Source organism: Streptomyces sp. NPDC031121 (assembly GCF_055570615.1).
Genome location: NZ_JBVIGV010000011.1, coordinates 221,358 through 237,374, shown reverse-complemented (window position 1 = coordinate 237,374; position 16,017 = coordinate 221,358). Strand labels below are relative to the sequence as shown.

5 protein-coding genes are annotated in these 16,017 nt (G+C 75.2%); all 5 read right to left on the bottom strand.

Annotated features, from left to right (window positions below; translation table 11 throughout):
- Nucleotides 1-21 precede the first annotated feature (21 nt).
- A complete protein-coding gene (locus ACZ462_RS22150) occupies nt 22-1,818 on the bottom strand; it encodes an acyl-CoA dehydrogenase family protein (RefSeq protein WP_467803168.1) in 1,797 nt (598 codons plus the stop codon).
- Nucleotides 1,818-3,542, bottom strand: coding sequence for an acyl-CoA dehydrogenase family protein (locus ACZ462_RS22145; RefSeq protein ID WP_467803166.1), 1,725 nt, complete (start codon nt 3,540-3,542; stop codon nt 1,818-1,820). Before ACZ462_RS22145 ends, ACZ462_RS22150 begins: the two co-directional genes overlap by 1 nt.
- Nucleotides 3,539-5,149 carry a PfaD family polyunsaturated fatty acid/polyketide biosynthesis protein gene (locus ACZ462_RS22140; protein WP_467803164.1) on the bottom strand — a complete coding sequence of 537 codons (1,611 nt, stop codon included), beginning with the start codon at nt 5,147-5,149 and terminating at the stop codon, nt 3,539-3,541. The genes ACZ462_RS22145 and ACZ462_RS22140 overlap by 4 nt, the downstream gene beginning before the upstream one ends.
- Before the next feature lie 37 nt (nt 5,150-5,186).
- Nucleotides 5,187-13,022 carry a beta-ketoacyl synthase N-terminal-like domain-containing protein gene (locus tag ACZ462_RS22135; RefSeq protein ID WP_467803163.1) on the bottom strand — a complete coding sequence of 2,612 codons (7,836 nt, stop codon included), beginning with the start codon at nt 13,020-13,022 and terminating at the stop codon, nt 5,187-5,189.
- A gap of 103 nt (nt 13,023-13,125) precedes the next feature.
- A partial coding sequence (locus ACZ462_RS22130; RefSeq protein ID WP_468252639.1) for an SDR family NAD(P)-dependent oxidoreductase occupies nt 13,126-16,017 on the bottom strand: 2,892 nt, incomplete at its 5' end.

Sequence of the window (16,017 nt, the reverse complement as noted above, 5' to 3'; positions counted from 1 at the left end):
TTCACAGTCGTTGCGGCGATGTCAGATGCGGGCGGCGGAGGAGTCGGAGGTCCGCTTGGCGAGCGGGAACTGCCAGAGCGAGAACAGCCGGTCCTCCCGGTGCAGATGCCGCAGCACCTGCATCACGTCGTCGACCACGGACTGGTCCGTGACCGCCTCGTGCGGGTACAACTCCCTGCGTACGCGCTCCAACTGGAGCAGCAGTAGAGCGGGGTTGGGGAGCGGGGCCTCGAGTACCCCCTGCGAGTGAACGTACGACAGCACGACCGCCGCCGCCGCGTGCACCAGGCAGTACTCCTTGGCCAGGTCGAACAGCTCCGGCGACTGCCCGTAGCCCCGGCCCAGCCGCGCCTTCAGCTCCCGCGCCCGCCCGTGCAGCGCGCCCGCGCGCCCCACCAGCTCCTCGGCGGTGTCCGCGGCGGCCAGCAGCCGCTCCCGGTCCGTGCCCGCGGCCGCGTCCGCGAGCTGCCGCAGCCGGCGGATCCCGTCCGGCGCGGCCAGCACCGCGTCGTCCAGGCCGCCCCGGCTGAACAGCTCCTGCTTCCACGGCGCGTACGGCGGCAGCTCCGCGTCCATCCCGAACAGCGTCGCGGCGCGCTCCTCGGCCACCGCCACGGCCGCCGGATCCGGGTCGGCCGCCGAGGCCAGCAGGCTGCCCAGCTGGTGGCCCAGGTTGCGCAGGTTCACCACCGTGTTGCCGTCGGCGATGTCGGTGATCAGGATGTCGCGGACCATCTTCTGGTGCATCCCGTAGTGCGGGTGGTCGCGGACGAACGTCCGCGCGCCCAGCACCACCGTCAGCTGCGACAGTGTCCGCTGGAGCTTCGTCGGCACCAGGTACTTCACCACCGACGACCACACGCTGACCTGCTCCGGAGCCGCCTGCAGGCTGCGCGTCGCCCCCAGGAACACCGCGTCCGCCAGCATCAGGTCCGCGAACGCCTCCGCCAGCTGGCGCCGCGTGTACGGGACGTCCGCGACGGTGTCGCCCAGCAGCACCCGGTTCTCGGCGAAGTCCACCGCCAGGCGCAGGCTCGTGTCCACGGCCGCCAGCGCCAGGTGCATCAGCACCACGCGGGCCGTCTGGCTCGCCTTCAGGGCGATCTCCAGGCCCTCGCCGCGGCGCCCCAGCATCGCCGAGTCCGGGACGAACGTCCCGTCGAAGCGGACCCCGCTGAGGTCCAGCGCCCGCACCCCGTACAGGTTCTCGAACGGCGTGTCCTCGATCGTGCCCGGCTCCGCCAGCCACTTGTCGACCACGAACAGCGAGTACGCGGCCGGGCCCGGCCGCTCGCCCGTCCGGGCGAACACGACCATCTTGTCGGCGACCGTCGCGTTGCCGATCGGCCACTTCTCGCCGTACAGCCGCCAGCCGCCCTCCACGCGTTCGGCCCGCACCTCGTTCGCCACCAGGTCGCTGCCGTGCACCCGCTCCGACAGGCCCCACGACATCGAGCTGCCCCGCCGCATGTCCGCGATCAGCGAGCGCTTCTGCTCCTCCGTGCCCGTGATCCACGCCGGCATGAAGCTGAGGTTGTTCAGCGCCGTCCCGACCGCGGTGGACGGGTCGCGGCGCGCCACCAGGCGCATCAGGTTGACCCCGGTCTCCACGTTGCCCGCGAGGCCGCCCTGCTCGGCCGGCAGGCCCCGCAGGTGCGCGCCCCACCGGCGCAGCAGGTTCACGTAGTGCACCGGGTAGGCGCCGCTCTCGTCGAACTCCAGCACCCCGGTGAACGGCATCCGGCTGTCCGGGTCGTGCGGGTCGCCGAGGTACTCCTCGAGCTCCGCGGCCAGCGCGGTCAGATCGGACTTGGACATCAGGACTCTTCCCGTCGGTTCGTGGCCAGCCGCACCGGCAGCGCGGTGAACAGCAGGCCGGACTCCCTCAGCGCCAGCGCCGCGTCGAGCGCCGGCTCCAGCACCGCGCCCCGCCGCCGCGGGTCGGTGCCGTCGGCGCGGGCCAGCAGATAGCCGAGGACCGCGCCCAGCCAGCCGGCCGAGCCGGGCTCCGTCCCGTACAGGGAGCGGTCGCGGTTGGCCCGCCACAGGTGGACCGCGCAGCCCGCCGCGTGCAGCCACGCGTACCGCTCTGCCGCGTCCACCAGCGCGTTCGGGTCGGCGCCCGGCCCGCGGGCCGCGCGGGTCAGCCCGCCGAGCCCCGCCACCGCGCCCGCCAGCTCCTCCACCAGCGCGGCGACCGGCGCGGCGGACGGGTCCGCCGCCAGCGCCGCCGACACCTCCGCGGCCGCGCCCGGCAGGGCCGCCAGCACCGGGTCCGCGCCCCGCGCGAACATGTCGAGCCGGCCCGGCTCGTACGCGGGCAGCCCGGCGTCCAGGGCGAACACCGCGGACAGCGCCTCCGCATCGGCCGGAGCCGAGGCGCCGCCCTCGGTGAGGGTGGGCACCTGGCCGGCGTACGACTTCAGGTTCGCCAGGGTGCTCGCGTCGATCACCCGGACCACCGCCGTGTCCCGCTGGAGCTTCTGGAACAGCCCCGCGCCGCCCTCGCCCTCCCGCAGGACCGAGCGGGTCGCCAGCACCGCGCCCGCCCGCCGGACCAGCTCCTCGCAGGACTCCGCGACCACGTGCTTGGCCGCGGGAGCCCACACCGAGAACGCCTCCGGCACCACGTGCACCCCGCGGGCCGCCGTCAGCGCCGACACGTCCGCCGCGAGGAGGGCCGCCGCGGCGACCGACAGCTCGCGCCGCGGCCACGGCGACGACGCCAGCACCGCCCTGCCGACCTTCCGGACGGCCGCGAAGTCCAGGGCGATGCGGACGGCGCTGTCCGCGATGCCCAGGCTGCCGGCCATGCTCATCAGGCGGACCGCCTGCTGCGCCTTGACGGCCGCCTCCAGGCCCTCGCCCTCCCGGCCGACACGCGCCCCGTCCGGCACCCGCAGGCCCGTGAACCGCAGCCGCGCCAGGTCGATCCCGCGCATGCCGTTCGTCGCGGCCGCCGGCAGTCGCTCCAGCTGCCCCGCCGGGACGTCCCGCAGGTCCAGCAGGACCGCCGAGAACGCCCCGGGACCGCGGGCCCCGGTGCGGGCGACCACGTACACCGCCTCGCACCGCAGGCCCAGCCCGACCATCCACTTCTCGCCGTCCAGCACGCCGTCCGCGCTCAGCGCGACCTCGTTGGCCAGCAGGTCGCTGCCGTGCGCCGCCTCGGTGAGCGCGAAGCCCACCGCGCCGCCGCCGCGCAGGACCTCCGCGGCGAGCTGCTGCTGCTCCACGCTGCCGTGCAGCTGCAGGCAGGTCGCCGCGATGATGCTGAACATCGTGCCGGGCATGATGTTGACGTCCCGGCGGGCCGCCGACCGCACCAGCGTCAGGCTGCGGTCGAACGACTCGAACGTGCCGCCCCACTCCTTGGGCAGGTAGTTCAGGTGGAACCCGGCCCGCGCCAGCTCGGCGCAGAACTCCGCCGGGAACGCGTCCCGCTCGTCGCGGCCGACGGCCGCCGCGAACCCGTACGGATTCGCGTCGTCCGCCGGGTCGCCGAGCAGCGCCTCCAGCTCCTCCGCACCGCGCACGCTCACGGCATCCCCGCCGAGGTCTCCAGCGGCACCGGCCGGTAGTCCGCGGCGGACGCCGGCACATGCACGCCCGCGTTGCGCAGCTGGTTCAGCCGGGTGTGGAAGGCGGCACCCCGCATCAGGTGGTGGGCCACCTCGGCGACCCGGCGGTTGCCGGGCGTCTTGAGGTAGCTGCCGGTCACCCAGTCGTTGAAGCTGCCCATGGCCGGCCCGCACCACACCTGGTAGTCCATGGCACGATCGGCGTCGCCGACGACCGCCCACCGCGAGGCCATGCCCAGGTACCAGCGGAACACCAGGGCCATCTTCCGCTTCGGGCTGTCGGCGGCGCGGGCCAGCTGCTCGGGGTCGCGGCGGGTGAAGTACCTCACGCACTCCTGCCAGACGTCCTCCAGCGGCCGCCGGAACACCTGCGACTCCAGCTTCGCCCGGTCGGCGGCCGGGATGTCCTCCAGCCCGTCGTACGCCTGGTACAGCTCGTACAGGCGGCGGGCGCGCATCGGGAAGAACGTGCCCTTCTTCAGGACCTGGAGGTCCACGCCCATCTCGAACATGTCGGCCGCCGGGGCCATCTCGCAGTCCGCGATGCCCGCCTCCGCGAGCATCGCCTTCGCGGCGGTGGAGGCGCCCGACTCCAGGCAGGACTGGTTCACCGAGCCCGTCACCGCGTACGCGGCGCCCATCGCGAAGGCGGCCGCCACCGCGACCGGGGTGCCCAGGCCGCCGCCGGCGCCGACCCGGATCGGGACGGCGTAGCGGTACTCGCGCTGCACGTTGTCGCGCAGCCGCAGGATCGACGGCAGCAGCGCGGGCAGCGGCCGCCGGTCGGTGTGGCCGCCCGAGTCGGCCTCGACGGTGATGTCGTCGGCCAGCGGCAGATGGCGGGCCAGCTCGGCCTGCTCCGCCGTGACCAGCCCCTGCTCCAGCAGGGCCGCGACCAGCGCGGCCGGCGCCGGGCGCATGAACCGCTCGGCGGTCTCCGGCCGGCTGATCTTGGCGATCAGCCGGTTGTCGGCGGCGATGCGGCCGTCCTCGTCCCGGCGCAGCCCCGCCAGGCGGTAGCGCACCACGTGCGGGGTGAGGTCCATGTACGCCGACGCCTCGACGCAGCGCACCCCGTGCCGCAGGAACAGCTCGACGGCCTCCCGCTCCAGCCGGTCCTCGCTCGGGCTGTGGATCAGGTTCACCGCGAACGGCAGGCCCGGGATCTCCGCGGCGAACCGCGCCAGCGCCGCCTCGATGTGCTCGGGCAGCAGGCCCGCCGCGCCGAAGGAGGCCAGGAAGCCCTCCCGGGCGAGGGCGACCACCATGTCGGCGGAGGCGATCCCGCCCGCCATGGCGCCCGCCATGTACGCGTACTTCACCCCGTGCGCCGCGCGGAAGGCGGCCGAGCCGAGCCGCTCCGGCGGGAGCGGCTGCGCGGCGGCCAGCAGGGGCAGGCCGTCGCCGTCGGCGGTCGCGAAACCGCCGGCCGCGGCGCCGATGCCCTCACGGGTGACGGTGATGAAACACGGGTGGTCCAGATCGGCCAGCACCTGGTAGATCCCGGCGGGGTCGATGCTCGGGTTGCGCTCTCCGTACCACCGGAGAGGGGTCTCGAGAGTGTCCATGGGGAAACGAAGCTCCTTGGGCTCAGCTGTCGGGCCGTCAGGCCTCGGTGGAACGGACCTCGATGGCCACGTCGGTGAGTTCGTAGATGCGCAGTCCCGGCTTCGACAGCTCGGCGTCGGCGATGAGCAGCAGGCGGCCCTCCTCGCGGCGCACCTCCTTGACGTGCACGTCGAAGGAGAGCTCCTTGTCGTGGCGCAGGATCTGGCCGCGGTACTTCCAGGACATCTCCACCCCGGTGGCCATCGCGAAGCGCGGCCGCTCGAAGCCCTCGGCGAGGTTCTCCTCGATCACGTACAGGCGCATCGCCTGGAGGATCGCCTCGACGCCGAGCGAGCCGGGCATCACGGGGTCGCGGTGGAAGTGGCAGTCGAAGTACCACTCGTCGGGCCGGATCGCCCGGTGGCCGTGCAGGTAGCCGCGGCCGTGCCGGCCGCCGCCCTCGACCAGGTCCACCCGGTCGACGAGCGCGTACCGGCCGCCGGGCAGGTGCAGGTGGCCGCCGGACGGGTCGGTGAAGGCGGGCGCGCCCTCGGGGAGCTCGATGCGGCGGACCTTCGCCGGGTCGACCTCGTTCGTCTCGATCCAGGGGGCGACGTACTTGCCGTTGTCCAGGCCCACCTGGTTGGCCAGGGCCGCGTCGCTGAAGTAGCCGAACAGCGACTCGCCCGTGTAGAAGACCTCGCCGTCGGCCGACAGCTCGTACGAGAAGTTCTGCAGGACGGCGCCGGTGACGGCGCTGGTCATCAGGAGCTTGGAGTGGTGGCGGATGGTCTTGCCCCGCAGGTCGATGTCCTTGACCAGGGTGGCGCGGCCGTCCAGGTTGCGGATGGCGTACTGCTCGTCGGTGTTCTTCAGGGTGGCGCCGAGGTAGTAGCCGAGGAAGATCGCCGCCTGGAGCGAGCTCTCCATGTAGACGGCGTTCGGCATGTGCGGGTAGGAGTTCTCCTCGTAGTACCAGGCGTCGGCGGGGGAGTCGTACTCGGTCACCATCTCCGAGCCGGGGCCCAGGTCGCCGCGGGTGCCCTTGAGGGACATGACGCGGTCGACGAACTGGAACGCGCCGTTCGGGATGTAAGGGGCCCGGCTGGTGCGGTAGACCTCGAACTCGGGGCCCATCGCGATGTCCAGGTCGCCCTTCGCGGCGTGCGCCAGGTGCATCTCGTTGATCATGGCGGCCTCGCCGCTGCGGTTGCGGCGGCCCAGGAACTGCGGGATGCCGCCGGCCTCCGGGCGGTACGGGGTCCCCGGCTTCTCGCGGACCTGGAGGCCGAGGTTCTTCATCCGGATGACCGGCAGGTCCCCTATGTAGATCAGCACGTCCGCGATGACCGTGGCGCGCGGCAGGAGCGTCAGCTCCATGACCTCGACCTCGTAGCGGATCTGCGTGTGCTTCTGCGTGATCTGGCCGCGGACCTGCACCTCGATCGGGGTGTCCGTGACGCACTGGAACGCGGCGTCCGGGAGGGTCAGGTGCATGCCCTGGTGCAGGAGGTAGATCTGGAGGAGCTGGACCGCGCCCTCGGCGACGAGGGAGCCGGCGAGCACCGGGTCGTCCGGGAAGTGGCACTCGAAGTACCAGGCATCGGGGCTCAGGTTCTTCACGGCGCTGAGCGTGCCGAGGCCGCGGGGGCCGCCCTTGCGGTCGATGGTGACCTCGTCGACCATGCGGAGCTTCTCGACGGGCAGTCGCAGGGCCGGGTTGATGCCCGGGTCCTGGGCGTGGTCGGGGCCGAACACGTCGCCGGGGCGGCCCTGGGCGAGCAGCTCCAGGTCCTCGGCGGTGAGGTGGTTCTTGTCGGTGTAGGCGAGCGGCTTGAAGTACCCCTTGGGCAGGGCGGCCCGCTCGGCCTTCTCCTTGTCGGTCATGACCACGCCGATCGGGGTCTCCAGCTCGGCGGCGCTGAAGAAGCCGGCGCAGGCGTCGTGCAGCTCCAGGATGAGCTCGCCGTCGGCGTAGCACTTGTAGCTGAAGAAGAAGAGCGTGGTGTCGCCGTTGTGCACGAACCGGTCGATGGAGATGTCGTACTTGAGGGTCTGGCCGACGCGCGGCAGGTTGCCGCGGAAGACCAGCGTGCTGTCGAGGAGGCGGTAGACCCGCTCGCCCTTGTTGCGGAAGTCGATGCCGAGGTAGCTGACCAGCAGCAGGTCGCACTGGCCGGCCTCGACGGTGACGGCCGGCGGCACGCCCCCGTCGACGGCGTACCAGGCGTCCTCGGGGACGTCGTACTCCGTGGTGATCTTCGCGGGCTTGAACTCGTGCGTGGTGCCGGACAGGGCGGTGACCCGGCTGACGAAGTGGTACGGCTCGGCGGGCAGCCGGACGCGCTGGGCGTAGCCGTCGATGACGCCGAACTCCGGGCCGAACACCTTGGCGACGCTGCCGACGGCGAACTCCATCAGGTCCGCCTCGTCCCAGATCACCCCGTCCGGCTTCCGAGCGGGGGCGGCCGGGGGCAGGACGGCGCTCGCCTCGACGACGCGCGGCGCGGGCGGCTGCGGCAGGGCGGCCGGCGCCGGCGGCGCGGCCGGCAGCGCCGCCCGGGCGGGCGCGGCGGGCACGGCGGGTGCGGCGGGCGCGGCGCTCACCGGGGGAACGCCCCCGGCGGTGGCCGGACCGCCCTCCAGCAGGGACTCCGCGCGGCTGAGCGCGGACTCCTGCAGGATGCGCTGGGTCTCCATCACCACCGCGTGGGTGGAGACCATCTGCCGGCGGATGTCGCGGACCAGGTCGGCGGCGGCCGCGGCCGCGTCGCCGGAGGCGGCGGGGGCCGGGGCGGCCTGGGCGGACCGGGACGGCGTACGGCGGGCGGCGGCCCGGGCGGGCGCCGGCGCCGGCAGCGGGGAGCCCTGCCCGGCCGGGGCGCCCGGGGCCGCGGGCGCGGCGGGGGCGGCCGGCTCGGCGGCGGCGGGCTGCACGGCCGCGGGCACCGGGGGCGCCCACGGAAGGAAGGAGATCGGCTCGCCGTCGAAGGCGATGACCTCCGGATCGGCCAGGGTCGGGTCGGCAGGCATGAGGCGTGGGTCCTCCGGCGGTACGGACGGGACGGGTGCGGGTGTTGCCGCGGCCGACGCCGCGGCCGGAGCAGGGGCGCCCGGACGGGCAGGTCTGCCGGCGGCCGGGGCGGCCGTACCGGTGGAACGCGGCCCGGCGGGCGCGGAGCCGGAGCCGGCTGAGCCGGCGCCTGCGGCGCCAGGTCGACCGGCGCTCCCGGTGGCCGGACCGGCGGAACCACCGCCGGCGGCCGCAGCGGAGGCGGACGGCGTGCGGTTCGCGGCCGGCGGGCCGGCGGGACCGCCGGCGGGAGACGGCGCGGAGTCCGCGGCCGACTCCCCGGCGGGGCCGTCGGCGGGAGGCGGGACGGCACGTCCACCGCCGGGCGAGCCCGAGGCACCGGGCCCGGGCGCCGCGGCGGTGCGTCCGGCGCCGTCCTGGGCTGCCCCGCGCGCCGCGGTTCCCGGCGCGGTCGGTGCGGTGCCCGCGGAGCCCGGTCGGCCGGAGTTCCCGGCGGCCGTGGCGGCGCGCGTGCCGTCGGGCAGGGGCGCAGTGGATGCGGCGAGGGGGCCGGCGGCGCCGGCCGCGGTGACGCCTGCGGCGACGCGCGACGGTACGGGGACGCCGCCGCCCACCCGGAAGCGGGAGTTGCGGGCCGCCAGCACCGGCACCGGCTCGTCGGCGGCCGCCAGCAGCGGCTCCAGGTCGACGGCGAGGCCGTGCCCGACCAGCCGGGCGACCAGCTGCGCCACCGACCGGGCGGTCGGCACGCCGCGCCGGTCCACCGGCACGGCGACGTGCCGAGCCGAGCCGAGGGTGTCCTTGACCCACCGCGAGCAGGTCGAGCTCGGCCCGACCTCCAGGAAGTAGCGGAACCCCCGGTCGTAGGCGCCCCGCACCAGCCGCGGGAAGTCGATCGCGGAGCGCAGCGTGTGCGCGATCCGGCGGCTGACCTCCTTGCGGTCCAGGTCCCGGATCGCCTCGTAGTCGTACGCGCTGAACAGCTCCAGGCCGCCCGTCGAGCCGGTCGGGTAGTCGTTCAGCCCGGCCAGCCCGTCGAGTTCGGCGTCGACCGCCGGGCAGTGCATCACGGCGTTGACGGGCGACCGGGCCGCCGGGCAGCCCAGTTCCGCGATCAGCGCCCGGCACTGCGCCGGATCGCCCGCGACCACCAGCTCCTTCGGGGTGTTGACGTGCGTCAGGTACACCCGGTCATAGCCTCGGGCCAGCGCGGCCCGGACGGTGTCCGCGTCGGTCAGCAGCACGTGGCTCGCCCACACGTCCGCGTCCGGGGTGTCCTCGGACAGGCCCCACAGCTCGCGCACGGTGCGCCGCGGCCCGCACAGCCGGTCGTGGAAGAGCGGCGTGTTGCTGATCAGGTCGTCGCGGCGGCCCTCCGGCAGCCAGCACTCCGTCGCGAACAGCATGCTCGACTCGCCGAGGCTGTAGCCGAAGCCGCCGTGCGCGGTGATCCCGAGGACGCCGCGGACCAGGTCCGTGTACAGCATCGCGAAGCTGGTGCCGGTCGCCAGCATGAACGGGATGTCCTCGCCCAGCGAGGCCTCCAGCTCCATCAGCTCCCGCCGCCCGGGCGCCGCCTGCGTCCGCGGGTACAGGGCCGCGGCGCGCATCAGCCGGGCCGGCTCGTCCGCCTGCCCCTCGAACCGGTCGAGCAGCCCCGGGAACGCCCGGAAGAAGTCCTGGCCCAGCCCCGGGTAGGAGTTGAACGCCCCCGGGTAGACCAGCGCGACCCTGCCGTCGGGGCCGATCGGGGCGGCCGTGGAGAAGCTCCCCGCCGGCGTCGCCCACTCCCCGCCCCCGGCGTGCACGCCCGGCAGGTCCCGCACGGCCAGCTCCAGCTGGGCGAGCAGCTCCTCCCGGTCCCGCCCGACGAGCACCGCGCGCACCGGCTTGCCGGCGAGCGTGCCGGCGGCCGCGCGGGCGAGCTCGTACGGGTCGCGGCCCTCGGCCACCAGGTCCCGGTGCAGGGCGACCAGCATGAGCAGGTCGTCCGCCGAGTCCGCGGCCAGCGGCAGCAGCACCGGCCCGTCCGCGCGCCGCCAGTCCGCGGCGCTGACCGCGCCGCGGGTGGTGTCGGAGGACAGCACCATGTGGCCGTGGGCGCCGCTGCCGCCGAGGAAGCTGACCGCCGCGTACCGGCGGCTGTCCTTCCGGGTACGCAGCCACGGGCGCGAGGCCGTCGGCACGTACAGCCCGGACGCCGCGAAGTCCTCCGCGAGGTCGCCGGCCGGGCGCTGCCAGCCGCGCGTGCCCGGCACGTAGCCGTGGTGCAGGCCGAGGACGGAGCGGATCAGCCCCGCCATGCCCGCCGCGCAGCCGGCGTCGCCAACCTGCGCCTTGGCGCTGCCCAGGGCGGCGCTCGCCGTGCCCGCCGGGTACACCGCGGCCAGCGCCGCGATCTCCGCCCGGTCCTGGGCGGCGGTGCCGCCCGCGTGCGCCTCGACGCAGCCGATGTCGGCGGCGGTGACGCCCGCCTCCTCCAGCGCGGCCGAGGCCGCCGCCGCGAACGCGCCGGCGTCCGCCTCCGGCAGCTCCCCGTCGACGGGGTCCGCGTACCGGATGGCGAGGGACTCCAGGCGCGCGTACACCCGCGCACCCGGACCCGCCCCGCCGGGGCGGGTGACGACGACCGCGCCGGCGCCCTCGCCGATGCGGCGGCCCTGCCCGCCCTCGCCGAAGGTCAGGCCGGCCTCGGCCACCGCCTCCGGCGTCAGCAGCATGTTCTCCGCCGAGCCCGCCAGGTCGACCGCACCGACCAGGACGGCCTCGATGCTCGGGTCGAGCAGCAGCAGCCGCGCCACCTCGAGCGCCTCGGCGGTGCCCGAGCCGTCCGCGGAGACCGTGAACGACGGGCCCGTCAGGTTCCACAGCGAGGAGATGCGGCTCGCCATCACGTTGCCGATGTAGCTGAGGACCTCGTTCGCGACGATCGGGTCGACGACCGCGTCCCGGCCGACCGCCGTCAGCTTGGACAGCACCTCCTCGTCGACCGGCACCCCGGCCCGCTCGAACTCGGCGCGCAGGAACTGCCCGAGCCGGTAGCGCGTCAGCCGCAGGTGCGTCGCCGGCTCCATCTCCATCGCGACGACCACCGCGATGCGGCGCGGCTCGGGCGCGGCCCGCCCGGCCGGCACCGCCCGGCTGTAGCCGGCGTCCAGCAGCGCCTCGTCGGCGACCTTCGTCGCCAGCGCGTGCTGGAGGTTGTACGTGCGCAGGTCCGTCGGCGGGATCTTCTGGTCGATCGGGTCGATGCCGACGCCGTCGACGAACGCGCCGTGCGGCAGGGCGTCCGGCGACACCCCGGCCGCCGCCTCCAGGGAGCCGCCGCGGGTGCCGTCCAGGCCGCGCCAGCGCCGCTCGGGCAGCGGGACCAGCGCGTCCTCGCCGCCGTACACGGCCCGCTCGAAGGAGTCGACTCCGTCCAGCGCGCCGAAGTGCGCGCCGAGGCCCACCACGTCGAGCGCGGGCAGCGCCGCCGCCGGCTCCTCCGCCGGGGCCTCGCCGCCGGTGTGCTGCGACAGCACCACGTGCGCGTTCGTGCCGCCGAAGCCGAACGCGGACACCGCGCCGCGGCGCGGGCCCGGACCGGACGGCCAGTCGCGGCCGGCGCGCACCAGGTTCGCGGAGCCGACCCGGCCGTCCTTGGAGGACACCGGCTGCTCCACGCCGATCGTCGGCGGGATGTGCCCGTTGCCCATCGCCAGGACGACCTTCAGCATGCTGCTGAGGCCGGCGACGGTGAGCAGGTGCCCGATGTTGCCCTTGACCGAGCCGATCAGCGGGGTCCGGCCGGCTGCGCCGAAGAACTCGGCGACCGATCCGGCCTCGGTGGCGTCGCCGATCGGCGTCCCCGTCGCGTGGCACTCCAGGTAGTCGATCGCCGCCGGGTCGACGCCCGCCTGCGCGTACGCCAGTTCGTACGACTGGAGCTGGCCGCCGCCCTGCGGGACGAGGAGGTGGCGGCCCGCCCCGTCGTTGGTCAGGCCGATCCCGTCGACGACCGCGTGGATGGTGTCGCCGTCGCGGAGCGCGTCCGCGAGCCGCTTCACGGCGACCATGCCGGCGCCCTGGCCGGTCAGGATGCCGCCCGAGCGGTCGTCGAACGGCTGGCTGAACCCGTTGCGCGGGTACGCCTGGAGGTCCGAGAACGACAGGTGGATGAGGGTGGGGTCCGGGGCGCACACGCCGCCCGCCAGCACCAGGTCGGCCTGTCCGGCCGCCAGGTGGTCGCAGGCCAGCTTGAGCGCGTACAGGGCGGACGAGCAGGCCGCGTCGAGGGCGTAGCGGGGGCCGCCCAGGCCCAGCGCGGCCGCCGCCACGCCGACGGGGGAGCCGCTGACCCGCAGGTCCTGCGGGTTCAGGGACGCCGCGTCGATCTGCAGGGCCTTGTCGGCGAGCGCGCCGAGCGCCGGGTGGCCGGCGTCGCGGAGGCCCTGGAGGACGGCCTCCTGCACGAGCGGCACGCTGACCTCGGCCGAGGCGAGGGTGGGGAAGGAGTAGTTGCCCAGGATCAGACCGGTGCGGGCGAGGACCTCCGGCCGGTCGGCGTGGCCGCTGTCCCGCAGCGCCTCCCGCGCCACGTGCAGCGACCAGTGGAAGATCCGGTCGAGGCCGGCGAGCTGCCCGGCGTCGAGGCGGTAGCCGGTCGGGTCGAAGGCGAAGTCGGTGATGAAGCCGCCCCGGCGGCAGTAGATCTCGTGCTGGGGGTCGGTGTCCCGGGGGTCGAGGGCGGGGCCGAAGACCTCCTCCCCGCCCTCCCTGCGGCTGTCCGTGCCGGAGCTGAGGTTCTGCCAGAACTCGGCAGGCGTCCCCGCTCCGGGGAACAGGCAGGAGAGGCCGACGATCGCGTACTTGCTCATGAGAGCTGTGGGGTCCCTTCTGAGGGGCGGCCGGCCCGGACGGGCGCACGGTGCGGGTACCGTCCGGGCCGACACGACCGCTTGCGTCGGATACGGAGCGGAATCAGCCGCTGGTGCCGTTCCGGGTGGCGAACTTCGCCGCCAGCTGCGGGGCGGAGACCACCGACACGTTGTCGAAGCGGGTCAGGACGCGTCCGTCGGGCGCGCAGGCCGTGATGGTGAGCGAGGAACTGGTGCCGTTGCTCGCCGCGGTCGGCTCCACCACGATCAGGAACGGCTCGCCGTCCGGCAGCGGGTGGTGCAGGTCGGCGCGGCCCACCGAGAGCGGCAGACCCGACGTCCCGCGGAACAGCTTCACCCACACCAGCCCCGCCTGGAGCAGCAGGTCGGCCGTGCCGGGCGCGTACCGGGAGCCGCCGTAGGCGCCGCCGTCGGGCCGGTGCTCGGCCAGCGAGGCCTCCAGCACCAGCCGGGACTCCGCCTCGGCCAGGATCCGGCGCACCCCGCGCAGGGACGGGCCGTGGAACAGGGTGCCGTCGGCGTACAGGAATCCGGCGTCCCGGCCGGTCCCGGCCGCCGGCAGCCCGGCCACCGCCGGCACGTCGGCCGCGGCGCCCGTCTCGACGACCGCGCCGTAGTGCGGCCGCGGGCCGCCGTCGGCGCCGGTCGAGCGGATCGCCGCGCCCAGCGTGTCGCCGGACGGGGTGAGGGTGAGGGAGATCCGGGCCGGCTCGGTGCCGTCGAAGACGATGCCCTTCTGGACGGTGAAGTCCCGGACCCGGCGCACCTCCTGGCCCGTCGTCCGCTCGGCCGCGCCGATAGCCCAGCCGAGGGCGACCGCCGCCGGCAGGACCGCCGCGTCACCGATGACGTGGTCCCCGATGATCGGGTCCCCGGCCAGCGCCTCCAGCGACCGCTCCACCGTCACCGGCGCGCCGCTCGCGGGACGCTCCGGCTCGGACAGCGGCGTCGTCGGCCCGAGGACGGTGACGACGTCGTCCGCGCGGCCCGCCGAGAACTGCTCGGCGAACATCCTCGCCCCGGTCTCCACGGGGATCAGGACGATGCCCCGCTCCTCGAAGATCGCCTTGACCTGCGGGGAGACCATGCCGCTCTCCCACGCCCCCCAGTTCAGGGAGGTGATGTGGGCCTGCGGGTTGCGCTGCTTGAACGACGACGCCCAGGCGTTCAGCACCTCGTTCGCCATGGCGTAGTCCGACTGGCCCTGGTTGCCGAAGAACCCGGCGACCGAGGAGAACAGCACCGCGTGGCGCAGCGCCCCCTCGGGCAGTGCCGCGGCCACCGAGCGCAGCCCGGCCAGCTTCGGCGCGAAGACCCGCTCGATCTCCGAGGCCTTCTTGTTCGCGATGAGCTGGTCGGCCAGTACGCCCGCACCGTGCACCAGGCCGGTGACGCGCTCCCGGTACGGGGCCAGCGCGGCGGCCGTCGCGGCCCCGTCGGTGATGTCCGCGGCGAGGTACTCGACCTCGCTGCCCGCGGCCCGCACCTGCTCCAGCGTCGCCCGGATCTCGCGGGCGCCGACGACCGCACCGCTGAGCTGCTCCACCCGCTTCGGGGTCGGCTTCTCACCGGCCGCCTTCAGGTGCGCCGCCGCCGCGCCCTTCAGCGCGGACTCCGCCACGCCGCGCGCCCACTCCGGCTCGTCGGCCAGCGGGGTGCGGCCCAGCAGGAGCAGACCGGGCCGGTACTGCCGGGCCAGCTCGACGACGCAGGCGGCGGTGATGCCGCGGCCGCCGCCGGTGACGACCAGCAGGTCGTCCGGGCCGAGCTGCGGGACGTCGGTTCCGGCGGCCCGCAGAGGCTGCTCGGCGACGGTGAGGCCGACGCGGCGGGTCCCGTCGTGGCCGACCTGCACGGTGTCGGCGACGGCGTCGGACGCCTCGTCGACGACGAGCGCGGCGGCCGTCTGCGCGTCCAGCGCCGGCGCCAGGTCCACGGCCCGGCAGAACACCGCCGGGGCCTCCACGGCGAGGGTCTTCACCAGGCCGGCGACACCGCCCGCCGGGACCTTCTCCTCGGGCACCCCGCCGAGACCGAAGCGGCCGTCGAGCCGGGTGGCGGTGACGAACGCGGCGCGCCCGGAGGCGGCGGCGGCGCCGAGCGGCTCGACCGCGTGCTTGGCGACGAGGAGGGTGTGCGCCAGCCGGCGCACCCCGTCCGACCAGTCGCCGCCGTCGGCGGCGGACACGTCGACGACCAGGCTGACCCGGTCGGCCAGGACCGGTTCGATCCGCTCGGCGAGCTCGGTGACGCCCCAGCCGGACAGGGCGTGGTCGGTCACACCGGTGATCCGCTCGGCGACCCCGGGAAGCCGCAGCACGTGCACGCGGCGGCCGGAGCCGGCGAGCCGGGCGGCGACGGCCGCGGCCAGCTCGGAGCCGTCGTCGACGACGAGGGCGGCGGAGCCCTCCTCGTACGCGCCCACCAGCAGGTCCGGCGTGGGCAGGGCCGTCAGCGCGGCCTGCGCCCGGCCGATGCCCGCCTTGGGCTGCGGGGCCGCGTCCGCGGGGGCAGGGGCGGGCTGCGCGGCCGGGGCTCCGGTGGGGGCGGAGCTTCCGGCGATCAGCCGGACGATGTCGCGCAGCGTGCGGAGTTCCGCGAGCTGCTCGGGTCCCGCCGTCACGGTGGCGTCGGCGCGTTCCTGGAGGACGCCCATGATTTCGACGCGCTTGATGGAGTCGATGCCGAGGTCGGCTTCGATGTCCATGTCGAGGTCGAGCATGTCGGCCGGGTAGCCGGTCTTCTCCGAGACGACGGAGAGGAGGACGGCCTGGACGGCGCCCGCGTCGGGACCCGAGGCGGCCGGAGCGGCGGCCGGGGCGGCGGGGGCCGCGGAACCCGCGATCAGCTGGACGATGTCGCGAAGGGTGCGGAGTTCCGCGAGCTGCTCGGGTCCGGCGGTGACGGTGGCGCCCGCGCGTTCCTGGAGGACGCCCATGATTTCGACGCGCTTGATGGAGTCGATGCCGAGGTC